Source organism: Stutzerimonas stutzeri (genome assembly GCF_024448895.1).
In the GTDB taxonomy this organism is placed as follows: Bacteria; Pseudomonadota; Gammaproteobacteria; order Pseudomonadales; family Pseudomonadaceae; genus Stutzerimonas; species Stutzerimonas stutzeri_Q.
Window position 1 is genome coordinate 1 of sequence record NZ_JAMOIC010000023.1, and the last position, 20,049, is coordinate 20,049.

The window sequence follows — 20,049 nt, forward strand, 5'->3', positions numbered from 1 at the left end:
TATATTGCTCGTGATGCAAGCGGGGCTCCGTAGTTGGCCCCGTTTTTTCATTGAAAGGTGAGTGGCCAAGCGATTGCTAACACAATGTTAGCCCGCTGGATGCGTTTATTGGTTCTATCGTCGTATCTATAGTGCTTCAGCTTTCGTTGGGGTATATATATTTTCTGTTTATCTTGCTGGTGCGTACGAAACATTCCTTTGAAAGTTCGCATGTCGTATAGCCGTCCGTTTATTATCGGCCTCTTAACTTCGAGCTCGCTTCATGCAGGCCAGGTGGCGATCGTTAACACGATTGGCGAACCAGGCTGTTGTCAAATTACGCGTGATCTTAGGACTTTCAAGGCGGATGCCAGGCAAGACTGCGCGAGGCAAGGACTTGCCTGATCGCTTTTCAGCCAGGGCAAACACTCGGATATACAGTTCGGTTTTTTCGAACCCATGTGTGTCGCCTCGCTCAAGGGCGTTCCGGATAGCCGTTTCACTCATGTCCAATTTGCTCGCCAGCGAGCGAACAGCCCGTTCGGTCTGGCCAGCTTTGCTGCTGCCATGAATGATCAGATCGCCGTCGAGTGCCAGTTTGGTGCCGCTAGCGCGGCTGACCGCATTCTGAAACGCAGCATTGCGGCTCGCATACCAGCCTGCGTTGAAGTCTGCGAAACGATACAGCGGTTCCGTATAACTGGCCGGATAGTCGAGCAGGTGGGCGATGCCGAAGTACATACCGCCACGCCGGGTGAAAACTTCGTCGCGGATCGTGCCCTTGCGCTCATAGGGATACTCCCATCGGCGGTCTTCGGCAAAGGCGATGCTGACCTGCATGGGCCCGCCGGTCTTGACCGGGTTCAGCGTGCCGAATAGCTGTTTGCCTAGCGGCATGATGCCGAGGAAGTCATCGAAGATCGCGCTCAGCTGTTCTTCAGTACGCACGGCTGCAAGCCGTTGGCTATAAGTCTTGCCGTTTGGCGACTTCACATCGAGTGCCGCATCCACAACGAAGCGCGGTACATGTAGCCGGGAGGCACGGCGGTAGATTTCCTCACGAGCGATCTTCGCCAGCCCCGGAACGGGCGGTGTCGCCTGGAACGTGGATTCCTGGACCGTTACTGCGAGTACCGAGCAGATATTTTCGTTGCTTGGGGGAATATCCAGTGCGTCGAATGCCGAATAGATATCGGTAGCCCAGCCTTGGCGATCGGGGATGGTGCTGGGTATCAACCTGACGATCTTCGCCCGAACCTCATCCGGCCGAGGCGCTGGGACGTCCGGCTGCTGAGTGCCGCAGCCAGCCAGCCCGAGCAGTAATGCGCTCAGCACTGCGGCGCCCATTGAGCGAGAGGCCGCGGTGCTGTTTGCTGCGTTGGGCGTAACCTTGAGTACCAGCGTCTGGAGATTTGATGTCTGAAAAATCATGAGGTCCCGAATGTCGTGGGCAAGTAGGCATCGGACATTAAAACAGACGAAGCCGTTCTACGGCGTGCGGAGCACGCAAGCGCTAAAGGTATGAAGTTGGCCTCGAACTTCTTATTAGCGTCGCTCGGCTGCTGGACATCGGATGCCCCGGTGCTTGCCCTGCGCAATAGGCATTACCGGAGCGAAACGCGGCTAGTTGAAGGGCAGATGTGGGGTGAAACACTCAAAGAACGCTAACCTTACCCCGTCAGGTATACGGCCAAGGTGCTGCCATGCGTCATCCAACGTCGATCGATCATCCCATTCGCGCTACGTCTCGCTTCTGGCGCGATGCTGCGTTGCCCTTTATCGAGGCGCGCACGGTGTTTGACGGCCGTCTCGTCTGTTATGCCCGGCACAGTCATGAGACCTTTTCCATCGGGGTGATCGACAGTGGCGTCAGCAGCTACATCAACGGCGATCATGAGTGCCGCATCGACGCGGGTACGCTGGTGCTGATGAACCCCGGCGACGTCCATGCCTGCAATCCGATCCAGAACCAGCAATGGGCATATCGCATGCTTTATGTCGACGCAGGCTGGCTGAGCGATCTGCAGGATAGTCTGGGCATGGCTGGCGCCGGCTTTCGACGTTTTTCCCCAATACTGACGCGTGATCCGCAGTTGCAGGCAGGCTTCAATCGCTTCCATTCGGTGCTCATCGACGAAGGAGCCGAATTACTGCAAAAGGAACGCGCGGCCGTATCCTTTTTCTCTCGCCTGCATGAGCGGCTGGGATTCGAAAAGGATGCCTCGGTAAGCGATGTGAAGCTGCAGCGCGCAGCCAGTTTCATCGCTGACAATTACCCACGCTCGCTCAAGCTGCATGAGATCAGCCATACGGCGGGCGTGTCGCCCTCAAGCCTGATTCGCGCGTTCAAGAAACACTTCGGTATGACCCCGCACGCTTATCTTATCAACCGACGCGTGCAGTTCGCGCGCGCCGAATTGCGTCGTGGTCAGCCCATCGCCGATGTCGCCCTGGCAGCAGGTTTTGCCGATCAAGCTCATCTGCAGCGTGCCTTCAAGCAATTGCTGGCGGCGACGCCGGGGCATTATCGGGACGCCCGACGCGACGGGCATCAGGTCATCAGCAAGTAAAGCGCACAGCCCGCCAGCAATGCAGCCATCAGCCGGTTGAAGAGCCGCAGCCGCGCAGGCTCCTGCAGGTGGTGTCGCAGAAAGGTGCCGGCATAGGCCCAGCACGCCAAAGATGCATAGCAGATGACGAAATAGATCACTGCAAAACGCCCCACAGACAGCACGTCACCAGCAGCAGCGAATAGGCCCATGCCTGCCACGGAAGCCAGCCATGCCTTCGGGTTGAGCCATTGCATCGCCGCACCATGAAGCCATGTAGGCGCGCGCGCGGGCACTTCAGTGTTCAACCGCCCGTCATCGGCCGCCAGGCGGTACGCCATGTAAAACAAGAACGCGACGCCTGCCAACCTGATGGACTCGGTAAGCCAGGGCCAGCGCTCCAGCAATTCGTTGAGCCCAAGGCCTATCAACAGCAACAGCACGGTAAAGCCGATGGTCGCACCGCTGACATGGCGCATGGCTGGACGCAGACCGAACTGCGCACCCGCGCTGAGCGCAACGATATTGACCGGGCCAGGCGTGATGGAAGAGGCCAGCGCGAAGGCAGCCATTGAAAGCAAGAGGCTCATCGGAACTCCTGAAACGTAAGCGGGGGACACTTGCGCGAAGATAGGAGTGGGGGCGGAATCGGTATTGAAGAAAATGCGCAGATCCCGGTGATGGGGCGCATCACTCTGTTAAGGATTGGGGCGCTGGGTGAGTCCTTTCTGCGCATAAAACTCAGCGCACCCGTTGCAGTCCAAGCCCTGCCTCCTTTCATGGAGTCACCGCGCAGCCACTGCGCATCAATCAATGGGAGACCTGATGGCCACAATCGATCTGCTGATCAGTGACTGCGACGGCGTGATCGTCGACAGTGAAATCATCAGCCACCGCGTGCTGTTCGAGGCTTTGAGCCTTCACGTCCCGGGCGAGCGGCTACACGAGGCGCTGGAGGGCACGTTTGGCCTGACCGTGCCGAGCATCATCGATCTGATAGAAAAGCGATTCGACCTGACCCTGCCGAAGACCTTTGACGAGGATCTGCGCAGGCAATCGGAAAAGGTCGTTGCCGATGAAGTCCAGGCGATACCGGGCGTTCGCGACGCGCTGCTGGCGATAGAACTGCCGCTAGCCGTGGCGTCCAACAGCCGGCTGCACAATGTCGAATCATCCTTGCGCCGGGCCGGCCTTACCGAGCGTGTCGCGGGCAACATCTTCTGCGCCGAGATGGTGCCTTCGCCCAAGCCTGCTCCGGATGTGTATCTCCTGGCCGCCGAACGAATGGGCGTTGCGCCCGGGCATTGCCTGGTGGTTGAAGACAGCCCGACCGGCGTATTGGCGGCACGAACCGCCGGCATGCAGGTTATCGGTTTCACCGGTGCAAGCCATATTCCGGCTGGCCATGACGTGGCCCTGCGCGAACTGGGCGTATCGGCCGTTATCAGCGACATGCGTGACCTGCCGAAGACGGTCGAGTGGTTTCTCTCACGTTGAGGAGGTGCGAAAGGTCGTTTATCCGCGGTTCTGTCGCTTACGTAGCTTCGCTGCGTAACCTTACTTTCCCTTTACGTACGCTACACACGAAGCTGACTTTCTTCGGCGTAGAGTCTGTATCAGGCTGATGGAACAGCCGGCTCCCTTGGGTGGGTTTGCCGCGAACAGGCTGTCGGCTATAGAGTCAGCTTTCGTGCACGCGGCAACCCGCTGCTTTTTTATCCGGATCGGCTGCGATACGAAACCGGTTGCTTCAACCCCAATTTTTCCATCGTGGAGAGACTCGTCACCATGATTCCTCGCAAGAACTTTCTGGCTGCAGTGGCCGGCCTGGCGCTGTTCGGACAGACGCTGATCGCCCATGCCGACCTGCCGGACTTCACCCCGTTGGTCGAAGATGCATCACCTGCGGTCGTGAATATCAGCACCAAACAGAACCAGCCCGTGCGTGGCGCGCAAGCGCAGATGCCCGATCTGGAAGGCATACCGCCGATGTTTCGCGAGTTTTTCGAACGCGGTATGCCCCAGCAGCCTGACCGGCGTCGCGAGGCACAGTCGCTTGGCTCTGGCTTCATCATCTCCGAAGACGGCTACGTTCTGACCAACAACCATGTTGTCGCAGACGCGGACGAAATCATCGTCCGCTTGCCCGATCGCAGCGAGATGCAGGCCAAGCTGGTCGGCGCCGACCCACGCAGCGACGTGGCCTTGTTGAAGATCGAGGGCGATGACCTGCCAATCGTCAAGATCGGCTCCTCCGAAGCGCTGAAGGCAGGCGAGTGGGTTGTAGCCATTGGCTCGCCGTTCGGCTTCGACCATACCGTGACGGCTGGTGTAGTCAGCGCAACGGGCCGCAGCCTGCCGAACGAGAGCTATGTGCCTTTCATTCAGACTGACGTGGCGATCAATCCCGGCAACTCGGGTGGCCCGTTGTTCAACCTCCAAGGTGAGGTCGTCGGGATCAACTCGCAGATTTTCACGCGTTCTGGTGGGTTCATGGGCCTCTCGTTCGCCATCCCGATCGACGTCGCCATGGACGTCGCCAATCAGCTGCGTGAAGACGGCAAGGTCAGCCGCGGTTGGCTCGGCGTCGTGATCCAGGAAGTGAACAAGGATCTGGCTGAATCGTTTGGTCTGGAGCGTCCTGCCGGTGCGCTGGTGGCACAGGTAATGGACGGCGGCCCGGCAGCCAAGGGCGGATTGCAGGTTGGCGACGTGATCCTGAATGTCGATGGTAAATCCATTGATATGTCGGGCGACTTGCCGCATCTGGTCGGTGCGATGAAGCCAGGCAGCAAAGCGAAGCTCGACGTGGTACGTGACGGCAAGCGCAAGACGCTGAACATCGAGATCGGTGCGCTGCCGGAGGATGGTGATCAAGTAGCTTCCGCTGGTGGTCCGAGCAGCAGCACGAAAAGCAATAACCGTCTGGGCGTTGCGGTGACCGAGCTGACCGACGCACAGCGCCAGGCGCTGGAAATCACTGGGGGTGTGGCAATCACCGAAGTCAGTCAAGGTCCGGCGGCAATGATCGGGATGCGCCCTGGCGACGTCATCACGCATCTGAACAACGAGGCGATCGACTCGGTGAAGAAATTCACCCAGGTGGTCAATGATCTGCCGAAGAACCGCTCGGTCTCGATGCGGGTACTTCGCGAAGGCCGCGCCAGCTTCATCACCTTCAAGTTACCGAAGTAACTTCGGCAAAAAGCAACAGAAGGCCCGCCATGCGCGGGCCTTCCTGGTTCTGGGAGCTGTGAAGTCTCGTTGCCTGGACGTCGAACGGCTCAGGCACAGTGAACGCGGCGGGCGGTCTGGTGAGGCCCTTTCATATAGAGCACCTGAATTCTGGTCTGCGGGATTGACATCACAATGCGGTCAATCGACCACGAACAGCTTTGCTCCCACCTTGGTTGACGAACGATGGGCTTCGGCATTGTCGGCTACCTGATAGCTCATGCCCGGGCTTAGCGTGAAGCTTCGGCCATCTTCCAGTTCAGTGTGCAGCTCGCCCTCCAGGCAGAACAGGATATGGCCTTTGCTGCACCAGTGATCAGCCAGGTAGCCGGGACTGTACTCGACGATTCGCACCCGAATGTCGCCGAACTGCCGACTGCGCCAGATCGCCGTACCGGTTTCGCCGGGGTGCTCGGTGGGCTCCACCGATTCCCAGTCGGTAATGCCGAAGGGGATATCGTTCAACTGCATGGTTTTCGCTCCGTTGGTTTGGCATCAGATTACAGCGTCACAGCCCTGCGGCTTGTAAACGCGGTTGATCGAGGGCGGGTTGTCCGCCAGCTTGGCGGCGGGACGGCGCGGCCGTGAGACAAGCTCACCTGCGCAGTTCGGGCAGACGAGCGCCAGTTTCGTGTTCGCGCAATGCGCGCAGAAGGTGCACTCGAACGAGCAAATCAATGCCTGATCGGAATCGGGAGGCAGATCGGTATCGCAGCATTCACAGCCTGGGCGGAGTTCCAGCATGCGGATGTCCTTCGTCATGTTTGGGGTGGATGAGCTTGGCAAGGCGCAACGTTGTCCGAACGTTGCCGCGACTGAACCCGGCCTGCTTCAGACTCTCCAAGTACGCATGTTTGTATCTTTCGGATCGCTTAAGCTAACGCCTTTCAGGCAACCCTGCATTCATTCCCATTCAGCAAGTTCACGACCGCTCTAGTCGGGTCGCGTGAGGTCATCTTGAACCAGGTAAACGGAGCCAAACCGCGCCGCTCGGTGCCGTTGCGTAGTCGGTTGCTGACGATTGCGATGGCCGGCATCTTGCCGCTGGCTCTGGTTGCCGGGCTTGGCATGGTCTCGATCGTCAATGAGCAGAAGGAGCTTGCCAAGCAGCGCAGCATTGAAGTCACCCGCCTGGCCGCAACGGCGGTCGAGGTCGAGTTGAGCAGATCCCTCAACGTACTACAGGCGCTGTCGCAATCGCCTCTGCTCGATGTCGACGATATAGATGGGTTCGCCGATATGGTTCGTCGCGTACTGCCTTCGGTACCTAGCTGGTATGCGTTGCTGATCATCAGCCCCGAGGGCGAGGTGCTGAGGCGTGTCTCGATGCACACCCCGCCGGCCTCAAGCGCGATGGCCGAGCCGCGGAGCTTTGCTGAGCTGATGCGCACTGGGACGCCTCAGATCGGCAGCATGAGTAAGGGGCCTGGAAACGTATGGGGCATCCCTCTACGCGTGCCGGTGCATCTCGAATCCGATACCCGCTACGTGCTTACCGCCGTACTCAAGCCGCAGGCCATTGCTGATGTGATCAGTAATCGCAGGCTTCCAGAAGGTTGGGTCAATACTGTGCTGGATGCCAATGGCGTGCGCATTGCCCGTTCGTTGCGCCACGAGGAAACGATGGGTGGCACGGCCGCGCCCATGCTTCAGAAAATGCTGCAAGAAAATCTCAGCGATGAGGGCAGCGGTCGCTCCGAATCTGTGGAGGGAAAGGCGCTCTACACTTCATTCGTGCGCTTGCAGCCCACGGGGTGGGTGGTTGCAACGGGCATTCCCAGTGACCTCGTGGAAGCGGGAGCCGCGCGGGCTTATACGCTCTACGGCGGCGGGCTTTTGCTGTCGTTGTTATTTGCCGTTGCGGCGGCGCTGTTCGCGACGCGCCGGATCAACGTACCAATGGAGCAGTTACGCAACGCGGCTCAGGATATTGGGGAGGGGCAGCTGGTTCAGGCGCCCGATAGCGAAATCGAGGAGATCCGCGATGTAGGCTGGGCACTGGCGGGCGCGGCACAGGCGCGCCGGACGAGTGAGGCTGAGCGCGACAGTATGCTGTCCCGTTTGGCACTGGCGCAGCAGGACCTGACTCAACAGGTCAGTGATCTTCAGCTGATACAGGAACTGAGCAATCGCCTGTTGCAGATGCCTACTCTCAACGAGCAGCTGCAGGCGATCATCGATGCCCTTTGCACACTGCATGGGGCCGAGCACGGATTGCTGGCGCTCAGTGACGGTACCCAGCCATTGCGCATCCATGCGTCAAGAGGTTTTTCCCTCGCCTCGCTGGCGATCATGGACAACGTTAAGCCGGGCCTGGGCGCGTGCGGAATAGCAGTTCAAGAGGGCGCGCGGGTGATCGTGGCGGATACCGAGACCGACGCCCGTTTCAGCGAATTCGTGATGGTGGCACGCAGCGAAGGCTTCCGCTCGGTTCATAGCACGCCCATCCGGCACAGCGATGACAGTGTTCTGGGAACTCTGACGGTGCAGCTCAAGGAGCCTCGGCCGCCGACCGAGCGAGAGATCCGTCTGGCAGATCTTGCCGCAGGCATTGCGGCGGTATTCATCGACCGAGCGCGAGCGCAGTCCAAGGTCGGCATGCTCGAACAGCGGCTGCAGGTTGCGCTGGATTCCTCGACCGTGCCTTTTGCAATCGTCTCTCCGCATCACGACGAGCGCGGTGAGCTGACCGATTTCATCCTCGAGTTCATCAACCCGACCGGGGCTGCCAGCCTTCGCGGAACAGCGACCAGTCTGGTTGGCCGCCGGCTGCGAGAGGTACTTGGCCCGAATGCCAATCCGCAAGCACTCAGTACTCTCGTGGAGGTGGTTCTGTTTCAGCAGCCCCGTGATCTGGAGATGCGCAGCACCGCCTTCGACAGGGAGCGATGGGTTCGCCTCATTGCCACGCCATTCGACTCGGCCGTAGCAGTCTGGTTTGCCGATGTCACGGACGCCAAGCATCAGGAGCAGGCGATACTCGAATCAGATCGTCGCAAGGACGAATTTCTTGCCACCCTGGCTCACGAATTGCGGAATCCTCTCGCGCCGATTCGTCTGGCCGCGGGTATTTTCGGCTCTGTCGCCGCCTCCGACGCGCAGAAGCAGCGCAGTCAGCAGATCATCGAACGTCAGGTACGGCACATGGCATTACTGCTTGATGACCTGTTCGACATTTCCCGCATCACGCTTGGCAAGCTGATCTTGCGCAAGGAGCAACTGGATCTGCGCAGCGTGGTGGAAGCAGCAATCGAAACCGCGCGGGCGAAAATCGAGGCGAAGCAACATGAACTGCAGGTCACTCTGCCGCCGGAGCCCATTCTGCTGGAGGGTGACCCGCTTCGGCTCGAACAGATTCTGACCAATCTTCTGAACAACGCGGCTAAGTTCACGCCGAACGGCGGGCGTATCCGGGTGACCGCTGAGCGCGATCAGGAATCCGCCACCGTTATCGTTGCGGATAACGGATTGGGCATTGCGCGGGAGAATCTTAAGCTGATCTTCGAGCGCTTCGCCCAGGTGCCGGTGGCGGGCACTCACGTCAACACTGGGCTTGGAATCGGGCTCGCCCTGGCCAAGGGTCTCGCGAAGCTGCATGACGCAGAATTGCGCGTGCAGAGCGAGGGGCTTGGGAAAGGTGCTGAGTTCAGCCTGTGCTTGCCTGTACTACCGGTGAGCGCGCCTGGAGAAAGTGGCGGGACAGACGAAAGTGTGACCCTTAACAAGCGACGCATTCTGGTGGCTGACGACAACCGCGACATCGCCGAAACCATGGCCGAAATACTGCGTCTCGAAGGCCATGAGGTGCACCTTGCGTTCGATGGGCTGGAGGCCTTCGAGCAATATCAGCAGCTAGATCCTGAAGTGGTTCTGCTGGACATCGGGATGCCCGGCCTGCGTGGGGATGAAGTGGCGCGAATGATCCGCGCGCACTCGTTGAATCCCAACATCAAGCTGGTCGCCATCACCGGATGGGGTCAGCCAAGCGACAAGGAAAACGCAATGGAGGCCGGTTTCGATATCCATATGACCAAGCCCGTCGATATAGGCCGGCTTATCGCTGTGGTGGGGGAGTAAGAGACGTATTCGACCATAGGCGGGCTTTCTTATGGCGCGAACATGGGGTAGAAACGTGCATCGTGCTGGTGCGTGTCCCGCAAGCGGGGCGCTGTTTTAGATCGAATTGAGAACGGCTGTCGCCGGATTAGCCTGCCCAGCGCTGGCGCGTTAACTGGCACGCTGTGTGCCTTTGATTCAACTGCCCTGAGCGATGCTCGTGGCAGTGATGTGATATCGGGAGAGACTGCAATGGCGTCGCCATCTGCAGCGCCGAAGGAGCAACCGCCCCGGAAACTCTCAGGCAAAAGGACCGATATCACCGGTGAACTCTGAAGAGCCGCCGGGTCGTTCGTCGCCCGTCGCACCGAAGGAGCAAGCGAGCCTCGCTCGTGAAACTCTCAGGTCCAGAACAGAGGGGGCGCCTGATCCGCATGCCGCGGACGGGCTCTAACCCTTGACGTTCTGGAGCGGCATCGTGAAAAAAACAATCGCTGTGGTCGGTGGTGGCATCACCGGCATTACTACCGCCTATGCGCTGGCTAAACGTGGCTTCGCTGTCACGCTGTTCGAAAAGCATCGCTACGCAGCCATGGAAACGTCTTTCGCCAATGGCGGCCAGTTGTCCGCATCCAATGCGGAGGTCTGGACGCACTGGTCGACGATCCTCAAGGGCATCAAGTGGATGCTCAAGAGCGACGCGCCGCTACTGGTCAATCCCAAGCCGAGTTGGCACAAATTGTCCTGGTTCGCTGAATTCATCGGCTCGATTCCCCAATACCGTCACAACACCATCGAAACCGCACGCATGGCCATCGCTGCACGTGAGCACCTGTTCGCCTGGGCCGAAGAGGAGGGTATCGACTTCGATCTCAAGAAAGCCGGCATCCTTCACATCTACCGCGACAAGGCGGGATTCGATCACGCGGGTACGGTGTCGACCCTGCTGGCCGAGGGCGGGTTGCCGCGACGCAGCGTGACGCCAGATGAGATGCGTGCCATCGAACCGACGCTTGCGGGTAAATACTACGGCGGTTATTACACCGAATGCGATTCCACCGGCGACATTCACTTGTTCACCAACGGCCTCGCTGCGGCGGCGATTCGCCTGGGCGTCGAGTGCCGCTACGGTCAGGAAGTAAAAGGCGTATCGACCGATGGTAAGCAGGCCCGCATCATCCTGGGCACACCGGGTGGCGACGAAACATTCCAGTTCGACGGAATGGTCATCTGCGCCGGCACGGCGAGCCGGGCATTGGCCTCGCAGCTCGGTGATCGCGTAAACATTTATCCGGTCAAGGGCTATTCCATTACGGTCAACCTCAATGATGAGGCCAGTCGCGCTGCTGCCCCCACGGTAAGCCTGCTGGACGACGAGACCAAGCTGGTGACCAGCCGTCTTGGTGATAGCCGACTGCGTGTGGCCGGCACCGCCGAGTTCAATGGCTACAACCGAGACATCCGTGCCGACCGGATTCGCCCGCTGGTGGACTGGGTTGCAGAGTGCTTCCCGGGCGTTAGCACTCAGAGCGTGGTGCCCTGGGCCGGACTTCGTCCGATGATGCCGAACATGATGCCCAAGGTCGGTCGCGGCAGCTCGCCCTGCGTGTTCTATAACACCGGACACGGGCATCTGGGCTGGACGCTCTGCGCCATCACCGCGGATATGGTGGGCGACGTGGTAAAGGAGTCGATGGGCACTACGACTTCAGTCGCGCCAGCAGCCGCCCAACCGGCTCACGCGTGAGGTTTGCGGCGGCTGCGACGAGCGTTGCAGCCGCTGCGATTACATTTAGGGATAGGGTCGACACTAAAGCTGTTCGGCAGCCATTTGCATTCGTCAGTCGCCGCGCGTCACCGCGACGATGGCTTCAATAAGGTCGGCCTGAGAAAAGGGTTTGGCCAGCAGCGGGATTTTTGTCGCAGCGGTACCCGCAGGAATTTCTGCGTACCCGCTGACGAGCAGAATCGGCAGATCAGGTTGCATGTTGCGCACTTCGAGCGCGAGCTGGGCGCCGGTCATCTTCGGCATCGCGTGGTCTGTGATCAGCAGGTCGAATCGGGAAGCTTGCAGCTGCTCCAGCGCCTGGGCAGCTGAATGCGCAGTGAATACCTGGTGGCCCTCGTCGCGCAGCATCTCCGCGGTGTTGAACAGCACCAGAACGTCGTCGTCCACGGCAAGAATGTTCAGTCGGCTTGGATCACGCGAGCGATGGCTATGCGTTGCTTCAGCCACTTGGGCAACAACGCTTTCCTGTATGGCCGGAAGCCATATCTGTGCTGTGGTGCCGATGCCAACACCACTGCGTAGCGCCAGCATTCCGCCCGACTGTTCTGCGAACCCATGGACAATGGAAAGGCCCAGTCCGGTGCCTTTCCCGACTCCCTTCGTGGTGTAGAAAGGCTCAGTGGCCCGCTGAAGGGTCGCTTCATCCATACCATCACCTTCATCGGTGACGGCAAGGCAGAGGTAGGTTCCGGGCGCCAGGCCTGGTTTGTCTTTTATTTGTTCACTGTGAGCGCTGATGACGATGCGGCCCTGGCCGTTGATCGCGTCACGCGCGTTGAGTGCGAGATTGAGGAGGGCGGTTTGCAGCTGATTGGGGTCGGCCTCGATGTTGGGCAGATTGGCTTCGATCTGCATTTCGATGATCACCGCCGGATCCAGCGAGCGCTCCAGCAGCTCGCTCATTTCATCGATCAATCGACCTGGCTGTATGCGTTCGGCCAGCAGGTCCTGTTTACGAGCAAAGGCCAGCATCCGCCGCGTCAGTGAAGCGCCACGCTCGGCGCCGATGCGGGCGTTGTCGATCAGCCGTAGCAAGGGCGAGTCTGCTGGCACACGTTTGCGCAGCAGTTCGAGATTGCCCATCACAGCGGTCAGCAGGTTGTTGAAGTCATGTGCGATTCCGCCGGTGAGGTTGCCCAGCGCTTCCATTTTCTGGGCTTGCTGCAAGGCTCGTTCGGCCTGCATTCGGGCAGTGCTGTCCACGGCCTCAGGCACGATGCCGACCACCGCCCCCGCCTCGTCGAGCACCGGCCGGATGGAAAAGTCGAACGAGCGTATAGCGTCTGGTAACTGCAGCTGCATGCTCAGGTTGTCGCTGCCGCCCGCTGCGGCTGTTGCGACACTGGCCTTGATGATTGAGAGCATTCCGGGCGTAGCGCTGAACCAGGGTGTCTCCCAGAAGGGGACGCCCAGTACTTTATCCAGCTGCGAGCCAGCACCAGCGAGTGATGTGGGATTGGCGTAGAGCAGCAGGCCGTCGGTGCCTAGCAGCCATTGATACAGGTGTGAACTGGCGGCCACGGTGCGAATCTGCGCTTCGCTCTGAGCGAGTGCGGCAGTCCGTTCGGCTACCTGTCGCTCCAGCTCCTCGCGGAAGCGTTGCTCAGCGAGCCGCACGGCCAATTCGGAGCGCACGCGCTCTATATGGGCCCATGAACGTTCCGTCACTTCAGTCAGTAACGCCAGCTCTTCGAGCTTCCATTTGCGCGGAACCCTGTCGTGGATCGCCATGAGCGCGGTAAGCTTGCCTTCCTTGATCAACGGCATGCAGATGGTGGCGGCCAGGCCTAGGCCAAGAAAGGTCGCCGCTTCATGGGCAGGCAACTGCTCCGCGTTGTCATCGAGGATCAGCGGCAGGCCGGCATGCAGGTTGTTCTGCGCGAGCTGGCCAAAGGCGGCGAGGCTGTAGTGGCCGACGATGCCGTTCGCACCGGGCGCCGCCCAGTTGCCGCGAATGGTGAAGCCGTCCTCGTCCGGGTCCATGTCGGCGTACGCGCACACGGTGACGCCCAGATGCTCGCCGAGCAACCGGGTCGTGATGCTCAGAATCGTATCGGCATCGGTGTTGGCTGCGGTCGCCTTGCCCAGAGCATCGAGAAAGCCGGTCCGCCGCTCCGCCTGCGCGCGCTGGGTGACGTCATGGCCCTGGATAAATATGCCGCCGACGTGACCTTGACTGTCGAAAACCGGCTGGAAAACGAAGTCGAGGATGTATGTCTCTTCGGGTCGACCGTGGATGCGCTGAATGTTCAACTCCACCGAGGTGCCCACATACGCAGTGCCGCTCTGATAGACCTCATCCAGCACTTCGATGAAGCCTTGGCGTGCGATTTCGGGAAGCGCATCGCGAACGGTAAGGCCGATCAATTGGCGGTCGCCGAGCAGATTGGCGTAAGCGGGGTTGGCCATCTCGAAGCGATGTTCGGGCCCGCTGAGCATTGCCATGATTCCCGGCGCCTGCTCGAACAGCTGAGTCAGACGATGCTTTTCAGCCAGCAAGTGGCGCTCGGCCCTGACGCGCTCGGTGGTTTCCACGACAAAAGCGATGACCCCGACGGGAATGCCTGTCTCGTCCAGCACGGGGGAGTAGTCGAGGTTCATCCAGACCTGTTCGGGCCGCCCGTTGCGGTGCAGCGTTAGCTCCTGATTCTTATAGGCGAGCGTGCCGCCAGCCAGGCACACACGCATGACGTGGTCGTTGAAATCCGCTACCTCCGGCCAGCCCTTGCGTACTTCCGAGCCAAGCAGCTGTGGATGCCTGCCAGCGGCAAACACCGAATAGGCATCGTTGTAGAGCATGATCCCCAGTTCGCCCCAAAGCAGCACGATGGGCACCGGCGATAACAGCAGCATGGAGGTTACCGTCTTCAGGCTCTGCGGCCAGTGCTCCGCTGGGCCTAGCGCCGTATCAGACCAGTCGTGCCCGCGTATGAGTTCGCCCAGCTCACCGCCTCCCATGGGGAACGCGGGTGGGCTAACGGCGTCGGGCGCCGAGGGTGCTTCTGCTGTCATCGAGAAATACTTACTGACTTGGATGAAACGAGTGATGGCAAATCGCCTGCAGTGTACGCGGTCGCCGATAAGTCCGCCCGGTCAACATGCTCGGCACCGGGGACTAACGATGCTTTGATTACAGTGACGCGACAAAGTTGGGCTGCAAGGCGCTGATCGTGCACTCCGTCACATCTAGTCGTCGCGGGTGAGTACTTCCAGCAGTTCGATCTCGAACAGAAGGTTCGAGTTCGGCTTGATGTACTCGCCGATCTGCCGCTCGCCGTACGCAAGATGAGCAGGGACGAAGAGCTTGCGCTTGCCGCCCACGCGCATGCCCATCAGGCCGATATCCCAGCCCTTGATGACGCGTCCGGTGCCGATCACGCACTGGAAAGGCTTGCCGCGCTCGTAAGACGAATCGAAGGTGGTGCCGTCTTCGAGCTGGCCACGGTATTGAGTGGTGATCAACGCGCCCTTGGACACGGCTTTGCCGTCGCCGAGCTGGATGTCGTCAATCTGCAGTTCGATGCTCATCTGTTCTCCATGTCATGTGTAAATGCGCCTAGACCAAAACCTGGCGGGTGCTGGCGATGAGGCGATGTACCTGTTTTTCCACGTGCGCCTTGGTCGGCGTTTCCGGACCTCGCCCACGGGGGCAGGGCAGAGTTGCGGTGGTTCCGAACAAACGGCATATCAGAGGCCGCTCTTCATAAGCCTCACAGCCGTTTGGTCCGAGATGCACGCAGTTCCAGTGCGCTAGCGCCGCGTCGTGCTGTGCAACGCTTTTACGTGGCAGGCGTGCCATTTCTTCGGACGAGGCGGTGACCGGGCCGCAACAGTCATGGCAGCCGGGTTCGCAGGCAAAGCCTGGAATCTGTCGTCGCAGGTGTTCGATCTTTCGCTGGGTACAGGTCATGCGGGGGTACTTGCTATCGGGGGCGGCATGGTACCTGTCTGCACGTGTAATGCCTGCCCCTGTCGCCGCGCTTATTGCGTATCGACGATGTCACTCCACTCGTCATGCTTCTTGACGTAAGCCGCGACGAATTCGCACTGAGGCACGATCCGCTTGCCGCGCTTGCGGACATCGGCCAGTGATTCACGGATCAGCTTGCTGCCCATGCCCTGGCCCTCGAGGCTCGGGTCGACTTCGGTATGAGTGAACACCTGCCGCTCGCCGTCTCTCTGGTAGCTGGCGACGCCGAGTGCCTTGCCGTCCACTTCAAGGACGTAGCGCTGCTGTTGTTCGTCATGTCGCACGGTCGCGTTCGTGGCGTTCATATCAATAGCCTCCGGATTGTCTGTGGGCGTGTCATCGCCGTGAATGGACGTCGTCTAGTGATGGAGCGAATCGACCAGGCCTCTGCCCAGAATGGTTCCGCGCTCAAGGGCATCGTCAAAGCTGCGGTAGTGCTGCGTCTGATCAACCTCTACCGGAACCACGATTTCGAGATCCTTGACGACCTCAGCGCCAACCGCCCATAGGGTCTCGCCGAAGGTTTCGTACTCATAGCCGGTGAGGTGCACGATCACGTCATGGTCACGGTAAACCAGGCGGTGGCTGTGCGGGATCTGATGATCACTGCCGCTGGGGATATGGGCAGGGGTGTCGAAGTAGGGCTGTTCGGCGTCCGGTTTGACTGCCTTGGTCATCTCTGGGCCTCCCGTGATTGGTTTAGCTTGGGCCTGGTAAGCGCGCGCATCGTTCCGTTGCGATTGGAGTCTGCGACGGGCGCATCTAACGCGTTCGTCATTGCGGCACGCATCGCGCGTGACCGGGCTAGCACTGAAGTACTGCTCTTTCACTGCGCAAGTGCAATGGTGGTGAGTTGTGCGCTGGATAGCATGGGTGCATTACAACAAGCCCTGAGGCGTCCATGACACGCACCGCCCGCCTATTGTCGCGCGTGCTAATGCTGATTATCGCGCTCATCAGCCCGACCCTCTTTGCTCGAACGCTGGACGCCCAGATCCAGCAGCTGTTCCCCAAGGCCACACGTATCGAGCCGAAGCAGGCGGATCCGCCTGTCCACAACGTGTATCAACTCGATGAACTGCTTGGTTATGCCTTCGAATCCACTGATTACTCGAATCTGCAGGGGTTCTCCGGCAAGCCGATTCGCCTGCTGATCGGTATGGATACCCAGGGCGTGCTCGCTGGGGTGACCGTTCTGGAGCACCACGAACCGGTGTTTCTTCACGGGCTTGGCGAGCAATCGCTGTTCGACTTTGTTGATCAATATCGGCACGTGACCATCAACAAGCCGATCCTGGTGGGAGGGCGGGAGGCCCGCGGAGGCGATGCGGATCCAGTCACCCGTATCGATGGCGTGAGCAAGGCGACGGTATCGGTGGTGATCCTCAATGAAACCGTGCTGTTGTCGGCGCTAAGCGTCGCCCGCAAGTTGCTCGAAGGTTTCAGTAGCAGCCCATTGGCGATCGCCAGGCCCGACCTTTACGAGGCACTGGATTGGTCGCAGCTCCTTGAGCGCGGTTACGTCCAACGCTGGATGATCGATCGCAACGAGGTGGAAGCAGCGCTTGGCGAATCGCTCGACGACCATCTGGACCTCGAGCCGGAGTACGACACCCAGCCATTCACCGAACTCTACTTCGCCTATTTGAATACCCCGACAACTGGCCGCAATTTGCTCGGCGAAGCGGGCTTCGCCCGGCTCAATGAGGAGCTGAAAGCTAACGAGCAGGCGGTGCTGGTGCTGTCATCCGGCATGTACCCTCATGTGCCGTCTGATTTTGTCCCGGCGACTTCGCCCGATCGGCTGGTGCTAATGCAGAACGGTCATGCCATCGAACTGCATGACATGAATTTTAACAACGGCGCGGCGATGGAATTGCTCGACGTGCCGCTGGATGGCTTCGAAGCCAATGTCTTTCGCATCAAGCCGCACAATGCTTTCAATCCCGCTGAGGCGGCTGATTTGCGCCTGAACGTAAAGCTGCGCCGCAACCATTTGGTGGAAAGCAACACATCGCTCGACCGGCGATTTCAGCTCGACGCAGATCTATTCAACATCGAGCAGGCGCGGGAAGTTGTCGAGCCGGTGCCGATCTGGCTTCGCATGTGGCAGGAACGCTGGTGGCAGATCAGTCTGCTCGGGGCGTCTCTGCTCCTGCTGGCCGGCGTGTTCATCTGGCAGCACCGTATCAGTCAGCATAGCCGGGGCTTTCATCTGTTTCGCGCGGGCTTTCTCGTGTTCACGCTGGTGTTCATCGGTCTGTACGCCCAGGGTCAGCTGTCTGTGGTGAACATCTTTACGCTGCTGCTGGCGCTCTGGAAGGACTTCGATATCCGGGTGTTCCTGATGGACCCGGTGATCTTCATCCTCTGGAGCTTTACCTTCCTCAGCCTGTTCATCTGGGGACGGGGCGTATTCTGCGGCTGGCTCTGTCCCTTCGGCGCGCTGCAGGAAATGCTCGGCTGGGTCGCCAAGCACCTGCGCATCCGCCAATGGAGGATCTCCGACCGCAACCATCAGCGTCTGCAGTGGGTGAAATATCTGATCCTCATCGGCCTGTTGCCGACCGCGTTCTACTCGCTGACATTGGCCGAGCGGCTTGCCGAGGTGGAGCCGTTCAAGACCAGCATCACCCTGTTCTTCATGCGCTCATGGCCTTTCGTACTTTACGCCGTGATCCTGCTAGGGCTCGGCCTGTTCGTGCACAAGTTCTATTGCCGCTACGTCTGCCCGCTGGGGGCGGGGCTGGCGATCCTGGGCAAGCTACGCCTGTTTTCCTGGCTCAAACGCATCGATGCCTGCGGCCAGCCCTGCCAACATTGCAAGAATCATTGCGAGATCGGTGCGATCAAGCGTGACGGCCGTGTCGACTATGACGAATGCATCCAGTGTCTGGAATGCATCGTCATCCTCAACAATGACGACCAATGCGTAGCGACCATCAGCGCGCGGAAGAAGGCCGGAAAAGGCGTGTGCCATGTCAGTGGCAAGCTGATCGTTACCGATGCGGCGGTTGAGCTGGGCATCGGCCTCATGAACGCCAAAAAATGACCGATGCGTTCTGCAGATATGCAGAGCGGGTGTGCGAGTTTTCGAGTTGTGCTTCGCGGTCATCCCGCTAGGATCGTGCCCACCTGCGCGGGCCAGCACCTCACGCGGCTCCGAAATCAGTAGAGAGAACTCCCATGGCAGAACGTGAAGTCGTCATCGTTGGCGCCGCCCGAACGGCAATCGGCTCCTTTGGCGGAGCGCTGAAAGACGTCGACCTGATCTCCCTGGCAACCACCGCCTGCCGCGGCGCGCTTGAGCGCTCCGGAACGCCGCCTGACGCCGTTGGGCATGTGGTGATGGGTAATGTGATCCCCACCGAACCGCGCGACGGGTATCTGGCTCGGGTCGCGGCGGTGGATGCGGGCATCCCGCTGGAGACCCCGGCGTTCAACGTCAACCGCTTGTGCGGTTCGGGGCTGCAGGCGGTGATTTCGGGGGCGCAATCCATCCTGCTCGGCGATACCGATGTGGCCATTGGCGGTGGCGCCGAAAGCATGAGCCGAGGGCCCTTCATCCTGCCCAACATGCGTTGGGGCGCGCGTCTGGGCGACAGCCAGGCGATCGACTATATGAACACCTTGCTGCACGACCCCTGGGGCAAATTCCACATGGGCGTGACCGCGGAGAATGTTGCAGAACGCTATGGCATCAGCCGCGAACGGCAGGACGCGCTGGCCCTGGAAAGCCAGCAGCGAGCGGCCCGAGCGTTGAAGCAGCGTTATTTCCGTGAGCAGATCGTTCCTGTGGAAATCAGCAGCCGTAAGGGCGTCAGCTATTTCGATACGGACGAGCACCTGCGTGCAGATCTCACCGCCGAGCGCCTTGCCGCCCTGAAGCCAGTATTCAAGAAGGAAAACGGCACCGTGACAGCCGGTAACGCGTCGGGCCTGAACGACGGTGCCGCTGCGCTGGTGCTGGCCGAAGCGGGGCGGGCAATGGCGCTTGGCTTGAAGCCTATGGCACGGCTGGTCGGGTACGCCCACGCTGGGGTAGATCCGGCATTCATGGGTATCGGTCCGGTGCCGGCGGTGCGCAAAGTGCTTGAGCGCACCGGCATCAGCCTGGAGCAGATCGACGTGATCGAAGCCAACGAAGCCTTCGCCGCACAAGCCTGCGCGGTGATGCAGGAGCTGGGTCTGGATCCAGCGAAGGTCAATCCCAATGGTTCGGGGATTTCACTCGGGCATCCGGTCGGCGCGACCGGCGCGATCATAACGGTCAAGGCGGTCCACGAATTGCAACGCATTCAGGGGCGCTACGCGCTGGTGACCATGTGCATTGGCGGCGGGCAGGGTATCGCGGCGATCTTCGAACGGTGTTGACTCGCCGGTGCGGTAATTCGTCGGAAGCCGTTCGAGCGACTGAAGATTCTGTCGCGCCAGCCGACAAGCTTTGGCGAGGGTGATATCTACGCTAAGAG

The 20,049-nt window shown here is 60.0% G+C and carries 16 protein-coding genes and 2 riboswitches; of the genes, 7 read left to right on the forward strand and 9 right to left on the reverse strand.

What is annotated here, in order from left to right; all coding sequences use genetic code 11:
- Window positions 1-243 precede the first annotated feature (243 nt).
- Window positions 244-1,326 (reverse strand): DUF1615 domain-containing protein, encoded by a 1,083-nt coding sequence (locus NA619_RS20720; RefSeq protein WP_255963763.1) that lies wholly within the window; start codon window positions 1,324-1,326, stop codon window positions 244-246.
- Between the two features lie 356 nt (window positions 1,327-1,682).
- Here NA619_RS20720 and NA619_RS20725 point away from each other — a divergent pair, with 356 nt between their 5' ends.
- Window positions 1,683-2,549, forward strand: coding sequence for a helix-turn-helix transcriptional regulator (locus NA619_RS20725; RefSeq protein WP_255963707.1), 867 nt, complete (start codon window positions 1,683-1,685; stop codon window positions 2,547-2,549).
- Here the strand turns inward: NA619_RS20725 and NA619_RS20730 are convergent.
- Entirely contained in the window at window positions 2,531-3,118 is a 588-nt protein-coding gene (locus NA619_RS20730; RefSeq protein WP_255963708.1) for a LysE family translocator, read from the reverse strand. The genes NA619_RS20725 and NA619_RS20730 overlap by 19 nt on opposite strands.
- Before the next feature lie 235 nt (window positions 3,119-3,353).
- On the opposite strand from NA619_RS20730, the gene NA619_RS20735 reads away from it, so the two are divergent.
- Both NA619_RS20735 and NA619_RS20740 read left to right on the forward strand, forming a co-directional pair.
- Complete coding sequence (locus tag NA619_RS20735) at window positions 3,354-4,025, forward strand: HAD family hydrolase (RefSeq protein WP_423836857.1); 672 nt, start codon at window positions 3,354-3,356, stop codon at window positions 4,023-4,025.
- 291 nt (window positions 4,026-4,316) lie between these two features.
- Window positions 4,317-5,723: a DegQ family serine endoprotease gene (locus NA619_RS20740; RefSeq protein ID WP_255963709.1), complete on the forward strand. Its 1,407-nt coding sequence runs from the start codon at window positions 4,317-4,319 to the stop codon at window positions 5,721-5,723.
- Window positions 5,724-5,903: 180 nt separating this feature from the next.
- On the opposite strand, the gene NA619_RS20745 is transcribed toward NA619_RS20740, so the two are convergent.
- Both NA619_RS20745 and NA619_RS20750 read right to left on the reverse strand, forming a co-directional pair.
- Window positions 5,904-6,233 (reverse strand): DHCW motif cupin fold protein, encoded by a 330-nt coding sequence (locus NA619_RS20745; RefSeq protein ID WP_255963710.1) that lies wholly within the window; start codon window positions 6,231-6,233, stop codon window positions 5,904-5,906.
- A 24-nt stretch (window positions 6,234-6,257) separates the two neighbouring features.
- Entirely contained in the window at window positions 6,258-6,506 is a 249-nt protein-coding gene (locus NA619_RS20750; protein ID WP_255963711.1) for a DUF1272 domain-containing protein, read from the reverse strand.
- A gap of 213 nt (window positions 6,507-6,719) precedes the next feature.
- Here NA619_RS20750 and NA619_RS20755 point away from each other — a divergent pair, with 213 nt between their 5' ends.
- Complete coding sequence (locus tag NA619_RS20755) at window positions 6,720-9,839, forward strand: ATP-binding protein (protein ID WP_255963712.1); 3,120 nt, start codon at window positions 6,720-6,722, stop codon at window positions 9,837-9,839.
- A 207-nt stretch (window positions 9,840-10,046) separates the two neighbouring features.
- Window positions 10,047-10,144, forward strand: a riboswitch (glycine riboswitch).
- A gap of 4 nt (window positions 10,145-10,148) precedes the next feature.
- Window positions 10,149-10,236, forward strand: a riboswitch (glycine riboswitch).
- A 57-nt stretch (window positions 10,237-10,293) separates the two neighbouring features.
- A complete protein-coding gene (locus tag NA619_RS20760) occupies window positions 10,294-11,565 on the forward strand; it encodes a D-amino acid dehydrogenase (protein WP_255963765.1) in 1,272 nt (423 codons plus the stop codon).
- Window positions 11,566-11,658: 93 nt separating this feature from the next.
- Here the strand turns inward: NA619_RS20760 and NA619_RS20765 are convergent, their stop codons facing one another.
- The 5 genes from NA619_RS20765 to NA619_RS20785 form a co-directional block, all read right to left on the reverse strand.
- On the reverse strand, window positions 11,659-14,619 hold the full coding sequence (locus NA619_RS20765) for a PAS domain-containing protein (protein WP_255963713.1): 2,961 nt from the start codon (window positions 14,617-14,619) through the stop codon (window positions 11,659-11,661).
- A gap of 174 nt (window positions 14,620-14,793) precedes the next feature.
- Window positions 14,794-15,135 (reverse strand): FKBP-type peptidyl-prolyl cis-trans isomerase, encoded by a 342-nt coding sequence (locus tag NA619_RS20770; RefSeq protein WP_255963714.1) that lies wholly within the window; start codon window positions 15,133-15,135, stop codon window positions 14,794-14,796.
- 28 nt (window positions 15,136-15,163) lie between these two features.
- Window positions 15,164-15,517, reverse strand: a complete 354-nt coding sequence (locus NA619_RS20775) for a YkgJ family cysteine cluster protein (protein WP_255963715.1) — start codon at window positions 15,515-15,517, stop codon at window positions 15,164-15,166.
- Window positions 15,518-15,588: 71 nt separating this feature from the next.
- Window positions 15,589-15,882 carry a GNAT family N-acetyltransferase gene (locus NA619_RS20780; protein WP_255963716.1) on the reverse strand — a complete coding sequence of 98 codons (294 nt, stop codon included), beginning with the start codon at window positions 15,880-15,882 and terminating at the stop codon, window positions 15,589-15,591.
- Between the two features lie 54 nt (window positions 15,883-15,936).
- Window positions 15,937-16,254: a hypothetical protein gene (locus NA619_RS20785; protein ID WP_255963717.1), complete on the reverse strand. Its 318-nt coding sequence runs from the start codon at window positions 16,252-16,254 to the stop codon at window positions 15,937-15,939.
- 224 nt (window positions 16,255-16,478) lie between these two features.
- Here NA619_RS20785 and NA619_RS20790 point away from each other — a divergent pair, with 224 nt between their 5' ends.
- Both NA619_RS20790 and NA619_RS20795 read left to right on the forward strand, forming a co-directional pair.
- Window positions 16,479-18,629: a NosR/NirI family protein gene (locus NA619_RS20790; protein WP_255963718.1), complete on the forward strand. Its 2,151-nt coding sequence runs from the start codon at window positions 16,479-16,481 to the stop codon at window positions 18,627-18,629.
- A 134-nt stretch (window positions 18,630-18,763) separates the two neighbouring features.
- Window positions 18,764-19,951: an acetyl-CoA C-acyltransferase family protein gene (locus tag NA619_RS20795; RefSeq protein ID WP_255963719.1), complete on the forward strand. Its 1,188-nt coding sequence runs from the start codon at window positions 18,764-18,766 to the stop codon at window positions 19,949-19,951.
- The last annotated feature ends 98 nt before the right edge of the window (window positions 19,952-20,049 follow it).

Bases quoted from the DNA above. Each gene is read 5' to 3' on its own strand.
- NA619_RS20770 (WP_255963714.1), bottom strand. From the start codon at position 15,135: ATGAGCATCGAACTGCAGATTGACGACATCCAGCTCGGCGACGGCAAA.
- NA619_RS20790 (WP_255963718.1), top strand. From the start codon at position 16,479: ATGACACGCACCGCCCGCCTATTGTCGCGCGTGCTAATGCTGATTATC.
- NA619_RS20740 (WP_255963709.1), top strand. From the start codon at position 4,317: ATGATTCCTCGCAAGAACTTTCTGGCTGCAGTGGCCGGCCTGGCGCTG.
- NA619_RS20745 (WP_255963710.1), bottom strand. From the start codon at position 6,233: ATGCAGTTGAACGATATCCCCTTCGGCATTACCGACTGGGAATCGGTG.
- NA619_RS20720 (WP_255963763.1), bottom strand. From the start codon at position 1,326: ATGGGCGCCGCAGTGCTGAGCGCATTACTGCTCGGGCTGGCTGGCTGC.
- NA619_RS20795 (WP_255963719.1), top strand. From the start codon at position 18,764: ATGGCAGAACGTGAAGTCGTCATCGTTGGCGCCGCCCGAACGGCAATC.
- NA619_RS20765 (WP_255963713.1), bottom strand. From the start codon at position 14,619: ATGACAGCAGAAGCACCCTCGGCGCCCGACGCCGTTAGCCCACCCGCG.
- NA619_RS20725 (WP_255963707.1), top strand. From the start codon at position 1,683: ATGCGTCATCCAACGTCGATCGATCATCCCATTCGCGCTACGTCTCGC.
- NA619_RS20775 (WP_255963715.1), bottom strand. From the start codon at position 15,517: ATGACCTGTACCCAGCGAAAGATCGAACACCTGCGACGACAGATTCCA.
- NA619_RS20750 (WP_255963711.1), bottom strand. From the start codon at position 6,506: ATGCTGGAACTCCGCCCAGGCTGTGAATGCTGCGATACCGATCTGCCT.
- NA619_RS20785 (WP_255963717.1), bottom strand. From the start codon at position 16,254: ATGACCAAGGCAGTCAAACCGGACGCCGAACAGCCCTACTTCGACACC.
- NA619_RS20730 (WP_255963708.1), bottom strand. From the start codon at position 3,118: ATGAGCCTCTTGCTTTCAATGGCTGCCTTCGCGCTGGCCTCTTCCATC.
- NA619_RS20780 (WP_255963716.1), bottom strand. From the start codon at position 15,882: ATGAACGCCACGAACGCGACCGTGCGACATGACGAACAACAGCAGCGC.
- NA619_RS20735 (WP_423836857.1), top strand. From the start codon at position 3,354: ATGGCCACAATCGATCTGCTGATCAGTGACTGCGACGGCGTGATCGTC.